This window comes from Thauera terpenica 58Eu (assembly GCF_000443165.1).
In the GTDB taxonomy this organism is placed as follows: Bacteria; Pseudomonadota; Gammaproteobacteria; order Burkholderiales; family Rhodocyclaceae; genus Thauera; species Thauera terpenica.
The window spans coordinates 1-5,472 of record NZ_ATJV01000094.1; the positions used below are offsets into that span (position 1 = coordinate 1).

General features: G+C 44.6%; 9 protein-coding genes. All 9 read left to right on the plus strand.

All coding sequences use genetic code 11. The annotated features are described in order from the left end of the window. On the plus strand, positions 1-448 hold a 448-nt coding region (locus M622_RS40955), incomplete at its 5' end, for a hypothetical protein (RefSeq protein ID WP_031347493.1). Positions 449-456: 8 nt separating this feature from the next. Then, on the plus strand, positions 457-1,443 hold the full coding sequence (locus M622_RS40960) for a Minor spike protein (RefSeq protein WP_000466547.1): 987 nt from the start codon (positions 457-459) through the stop codon (positions 1,441-1,443). A 63-nt stretch (positions 1,444-1,506) separates the two neighbouring features. Next, complete coding sequence (locus tag M622_RS40965) at positions 1,507-3,048, plus strand: replication endonuclease (RefSeq protein ID WP_000252566.1); 1,542 nt, start codon at positions 1,507-1,509, stop codon at positions 3,046-3,048. Further along, on the plus strand, positions 2,981-3,133 hold the full coding sequence (locus tag M622_RS40970) for a hypothetical protein (protein ID WP_435988044.1): 153 nt from the start codon (positions 2,981-2,983) through the stop codon (positions 3,131-3,133). Before M622_RS40965 ends, M622_RS40970 begins: the two co-directional genes overlap by 68 nt. Further along, complete coding sequence (locus tag M622_RS40975; protein WP_016670801.1) at positions 3,066-3,305, plus strand: phage DNA packaging protein C; 240 nt, start codon at positions 3,066-3,068, stop codon at positions 3,303-3,305. Before M622_RS40970 ends, M622_RS40975 begins: the two co-directional genes overlap by 68 nt. Beyond that, positions 3,302-3,760, plus strand: coding sequence for a scaffolding protein D (locus M622_RS40980; protein WP_000084700.1), 459 nt, complete (start codon positions 3,302-3,304; stop codon positions 3,758-3,760). The genes M622_RS40975 and M622_RS40980 overlap by 4 nt, the downstream gene beginning before the upstream one ends. Then, a complete protein-coding gene (locus M622_RS40985) occupies positions 3,760-3,876 on the plus strand; it encodes a phage DNA packaging protein J (RefSeq protein WP_000033471.1) in 117 nt (38 codons plus the stop codon). The genes M622_RS40980 and M622_RS40985 overlap by 1 nt, the downstream gene beginning before the upstream one ends. 36 nt (positions 3,877-3,912) lie before the next feature. Next, the gene (locus tag M622_RS40990; RefSeq protein WP_000065572.1) at positions 3,913-5,196 is read left to right on the plus strand and encodes a major capsid protein; all 1,284 of its coding nucleotides are present in this window, start codon (positions 3,913-3,915) and stop codon (positions 5,194-5,196) included. Positions 5,197-5,306: 110 nt separating this feature from the next. After that, positions 5,307-5,472, plus strand: a 166-nt coding sequence (locus M622_RS40995; protein ID WP_500142634.1) for a hypothetical protein, incomplete at its 3' end; no start/stop codon positions are given.

Below are 5,472 nucleotides of genomic sequence, written 5' to 3' on the forward strand. Positions count from 1 at the left end.
TTCGGCACCTGTTTTACAGACACCTAAAGCTACATCGTCAACGTTATATTTTGATAGTTTGACGGTTAATGCTGGTAATGGTGGTTTTCTTCATTGCATTCAGATGGATACATCTGTCAACGCCGCTAATCAGGTTGTTTCTGTTGGTGCTGATATTGCTTTTGATGCCGACCCTAAATTTTTTGCCTGTTTGGTTCGCTTTGAGTCTTCTTCGGTTCCGACTACCCTCCCGACTGCCTATGATGTTTATCCTTTGGATGGTCGCCATGATGGTGGTTATTATACCGTCAAGGACTGTGTGACTATTGACGTCCTTCCCCGTACGCCGGGCAATAATGTTTATGTTGGTTTCATGGTTTGGTCTAACTTTACCGCTACTAAATGCCGCGGATTGGTTTCGCTGAATCAGGTTATTAAAGAGATTATTTGTCTCCAGCCACTTAAGTGAGGTGATTTATGTTTGGTGCTATTGCTGGCGGTATTGCTTCTGCTCTTGCTGGTGGCGCCATGTCTAAATTGTTTGGAGGCGGTCAAAAAGCCGCCTCCGGTGGCATTCAAGGTGATGTGCTTGCTACCGATAACAATACTGTAGGCATGGGTGATGCTGGTATTAAATCTGCCATTCAAGGCTCTAATGTTCCTAACCCTGATGAGGCCGTCCCTAGTTTTGTTTCTGGTGCTATGGCTAAAGCTGGTAAAGGACTTCTTGAAGGTACGTTGCAGGCTGGCACTTCTGCCGTTTCTGATAAGTTGCTTGATTTGGTTGGACTTGGTGGCAAGTCTGCCGCTGATAAAGGAAAGGATACTCGTGATTATCTTGCTGCTGCATTTCCTGAGCTTAATGCTTGGGAGCGTGCTGGTGCTGATGCTTCCTCTGCTGGTATGGTTGACGCCGGATTTGAGAATCAAAAAGAGCTTACTAAAATGCAACTGGACAATCAGAAAGAGATTGCCGAGATGCAAAATGAGACTCAAAAAGAGATTGCTGGCATTCAGTCGGCGACTTCACGCCAGAATACGAAAGACCAGGTATATGCACAAAATGAGATGCTTGCTTATCAACAGAAGGAGTCTACTGCTCGCGTTGCGTCTATTATGGAAAACACCAATCTTTCCAAGCAACAGCAGGTTTCCGAGATTATGCGCCAAATGCTTACTCAAGCTCAAACGGCTGGTCAGTATTTTACCAATGACCAAATCAAAGAAATGACTCGCAAGGTTAGTGCTGAGGTTGACTTAGTTCATCAGCAAACGCAGAATCAGCGGTATGGCTCTTCTCATATTGGCGCTACTGCAAAGGATATTTCTAATGTCGTCACTGATGCTGCTTCTGGTGTGGTTGATATTTTTCATGGTATTGATAAAGCTGTTGCCGATACTTGGAACAATTTCTGGAAAGACGGTAAAGCTGATGGTATTGGCTCTAATTTGTCTAGGAAATAACCGTCAGGATTGACACCCTCCCAATTGTATGTTTTCATGCCTCCAAATCTTGGAGGCTTTTTTATGGTTCGTTCTTATTACCCTTCTGAATGTCACGCTGATTATTTTGACTTTGAGCGTATCGAGGCTCTTAAACCTGCTATTGAGGCTTGTGGCATTTCTACTCTTTCTCAATCCCCAATGCTTGGCTTCCATAAGCAGATGGATAACCGCATCAAGCTCTTGGAAGAGATTCTGTCTTTTCGTATGCAGGGCGTTGAGTTCGATAATGGTGATATGTATGTTGACGGCCATAAGGCTGCTTCTGACGTTCGTGATGAGTTTGTATCTGTTACTGAGAAGTTAATGGATGAATTGGCACAATGCTACAATGTGCTCCCCCAACTTGATATTAATAACACTATAGACCACCGCCCCGAAGGGGACGAAAAATGGTTTTTAGAGAACGAGAAGACGGTTACGCAGTTTTGCCGCAAGCTGGCTGCTGAACGCCCTCTTAAGGATATTCGCGATGAGTATAATTACCCCAAAAAGAAAGGTATTAAGGATGAGTGTTCAAGATTGCTGGAGGCCTCCACTATGAAATCGCGTAGAGGCTTTGCTATTCAGCGTTTGATGAATGCAATGCGACAGGCTCATGCTGATGGTTGGTTTATCGTTTTTGACACTCTCACGTTGGCTGACGACCGATTAGAGGCGTTTTATGATAATCCCAATGCTTTGCGTGACTATTTTCGTGATATTGGTCGTATGGTTCTTGCTGCCGAGGGTCGCAAGGCTAATGATTCACACGCCGACTGCTATCAGTATTTTTGTGTGCCTGAGTATGGTACAGCTAATGGCCGTCTTCATTTCCATGCGGTGCACTTTATGCGGACACTTCCTACAGGTAGCGTTGACCCTAATTTTGGTCGTCGGGTACGCAATCGCCGCCAGTTAAATAGCTTGCAAAATACGTGGCCTTATGGTTACAGTATGCCCATCGCAGTTCGCTACACGCAGGACGCTTTTTCACGTTCTGGTTGGTTGTGGCCTGTTGATGCTAAAGGTGAGCCGCTTAAAGCTACCAGTTATATGGCTGTTGGTTTCTATGTGGCTAAATACGTTAACAAAAAGTCAGATATGGACCTTGCTGCTAAAGGTCTAGGAGCTAAAGAATGGAACAACTCACTAAAAACCAAGCTGTCGCTACTTCCCAAGAAGCTGTTCAGAATCAGAATGAGCCGCAACTTCGGGATGAAAATGCTCACAATGACAAATCTGTCCACGGAGTGCTTAATCCAACTTACCAAGCTGGGTTACGACGCGACGCCGTTCAACCAGATATTGAAGCAGAACGCAAAAAGAGAGATGAGATTGAGGCTGGGAAAAGTTACTGTAGCCGACGTTTTGGCGGCGCAACCTGTGACGACAAATCTGCTCAAATTTATGCGCGCTTCGATAAAAATGATTGGCGTATCCAACCTGCAGAGTTTTATCGCTTCCATGACGCAGAAGTTAACACTTTCGGATATTTCTGATGAGTCGAAAAATTATCTTGATAAAGCAGGAATTACTACTGCTTGTTTACGAATTAAATCGAAGTGGACTGCTGGCGGAAAATGAGAAAATTCGACCTATCCTTGCGCAGCTCGAGAAGCTCTTACTTTGCGACCTTTCGCCATCAACTAACGATTCTGTCAAAAACTGACGCGTTGGATGAGGAGAAGTGGCTTAATATGCTTGGCACGTTCGTCAAGGACTGGTTTAGATATGAGTCACATTTTGTTCATGGTAGAGATTCTCTTGTTGACATTTTAAAAGAGCGTGGATTACTATCTGAGTCCGATGCTGTTCAACCACTAATAGGTAAGAAATCATGAGTCAAGTTACTGAACAATCCGTACGTTTCCAGACCGCTTTGGCCTCTATTAAGCTCATTCAGGCTTCTGCCGTTTTGGATTTAACCGAAGATGATTTCGATTTTCTGACGAGTAACAAAGTTTGGATTGCTACTGACCGCTCTCGTGCTCGTCGCTGCGTTGAGGCTTGCGTTTATGGTACGCTGGACTTTGTAGGATACCCTCGCTTTCCTGCTCCTGTTGAGTTTATTGCTGCCGTCATTGCTTATTATGTTCATCCCGTCAACATTCAAACGGCCTGTCTCATCATGGAAGGCGCTGAATTTACGGAAAACATTATTAATGGCGTCGAGCGTCCGGTTAAAGCCGCTGAATTGTTCGCGTTTACCTTGCGTGTACGCGCAGGAAACACTGACGTTCTTACTGACGCAGAAGAAAACGTGCGTCAAAAATTACGTGCAGAAGGAGTGATGTAATGTCTAAAGGTAAAAAACGTTCTGGCGCTCGCCCTGGTCGTCCGCAGCCGTTGCGAGGTACTAAAGGCAAGCGTAAAGGCGCTCGTCTTTGGTATGTAGGTGGTCAACAATTTTAATTGCAGGGGCTTCGGCCCCTTACTTGAGGATAAATTATGTCTAATATTCAAACTGGCGCCGAGCGTATGCCGCATGACCTTTCCCATCTTGGCTTCCTTGCTGGTCAGATTGGTCGTCTTATTACCATTTCAACTACTCCGGTTATCGCTGGCGACTCCTTCGAGATGGACGCCGTTGGCGCTCTCCGTCTTTCTCCATTGCGTCGTGGCCTTGCTATTGACTCTACTGTAGACATTTTTACTTTTTATGTCCCTCATCGTCACGTTTATGGTGAACAGTGGATTAAGTTCATGAAGGATGGTGTTAATGCCACTCCTCTCCCGACTGTTAACACTACTGGTTATATTGACCATGCCGCTTTTCTTGGCACGATTAACCCTGATACCAATAAAATCCCTAAGCATTTGTTTCAGGGTTATTTGAATATCTATAACAACTATTTTAAAGCGCCGTGGATGCCTGACCGTACCGAGGCTAACCCTAATGAGCTTAATCAAGATGATGCTCGTTATGGTTTCCGTTGCTGCCATCTCAAAAACATTTGGACTGCTCCGCTTCCTCCTGAGACTGAGCTTTCTCGCCAAATGACGACTTCTACCACATCTATTGACATTATGGGTCTGCAAGCTGCTTATGCTAATTTGCATACTGACCAAGAACGTGATTACTTCATGCAGCGTTACCATGATGTTATTTCTTCATTTGGAGGTAAAACCTCTTATGACGCTGACAACCGTCCTTTACTTGTCATGCGCTCTAATCTCTGGGCATCTGGCTATGATGTTGATGGAACTGACCAAACGTCGTTAGGCCAGTTTTCTGGTCGTGTTCAACAGACCTATAAACATTCTGTGCCGCGTTTCTTTGTTCCTGAGCATGGCACTATGTTTACTCTTGCGCTTGTTCGTTTTCCGCCTACTGCGACTAAAGAGATTCAGTACCTTAACGCTAAAGGTGCTTTGACTTATACCGATATTGCTGGCGACCCTGTTTTGTATGGCAACTTGCCGCCGCGTGAAATTTCTATGAAGGATGTTTTCCGTTCTGGTGATTCGTCTAAGAAGTTTAAGATTGCTGAGGGTCAGTGGTATCGTTATGCGCCTTCGTATGTTTCTCCTGCTTATCACCTTCTTGAAGGCTTCCCATTCATTCAGGAACCGCCTTCTGGTGATTTGCAAGAACGCGTACTTATTCGCCACCATGATTATGACCAGTGTTTCCAGTCCGTTCAGTTGTTGCAGTGGAATAGTCAGGTTAAATTTAATGTGACCGTTTATCGCAATCTGCCGACCACTCGCGATTCAATCATGACTTCGTGATAAAAGATTGAGTGTGAGGTTATAACGCCGAAGCGGTAAAAATTTTAATTTTTGCCGCTGAGGGGTTGACCAAGCGAAGCGCGGTAGGTTTTCTGCTTAGGAGTTTAATCATGTTTCAGACTTTTATTTCTCGCCATAATTCAAACTTTTTTTCTGATAAGCTGGTTCTCACTTCTGTTACTCCAGCTTCTTCGGCACCTGTTTTACAGACACCTAAAGCTACATCGTCAACGTTATATTTTGATAGTTTGACGGTTAATGCTGGTAATGGTGGTT

Coding starts and splice junctions, on each gene's coding strand:
- M622_RS40960 (WP_000466547.1), top strand. CDS start 457: ATGTTTGGTGCTATTGCTGGCGGTATTGCTTCTGCTCTTGCTGGTGGC.
- M622_RS40965 (WP_000252566.1), top strand. CDS start 1,507: ATGGTTCGTTCTTATTACCCTTCTGAATGTCACGCTGATTATTTTGAC.
- M622_RS40980 (WP_000084700.1), top strand. CDS start 3,302: ATGAGTCAAGTTACTGAACAATCCGTACGTTTCCAGACCGCTTTGGCC.
- M622_RS40985 (WP_000033471.1), top strand. CDS start 3,760: ATGTCTAAAGGTAAAAAACGTTCTGGCGCTCGCCCTGGTCGTCCGCAG.
- M622_RS40990 (WP_000065572.1), top strand. CDS start 3,913: ATGTCTAATATTCAAACTGGCGCCGAGCGTATGCCGCATGACCTTTCC.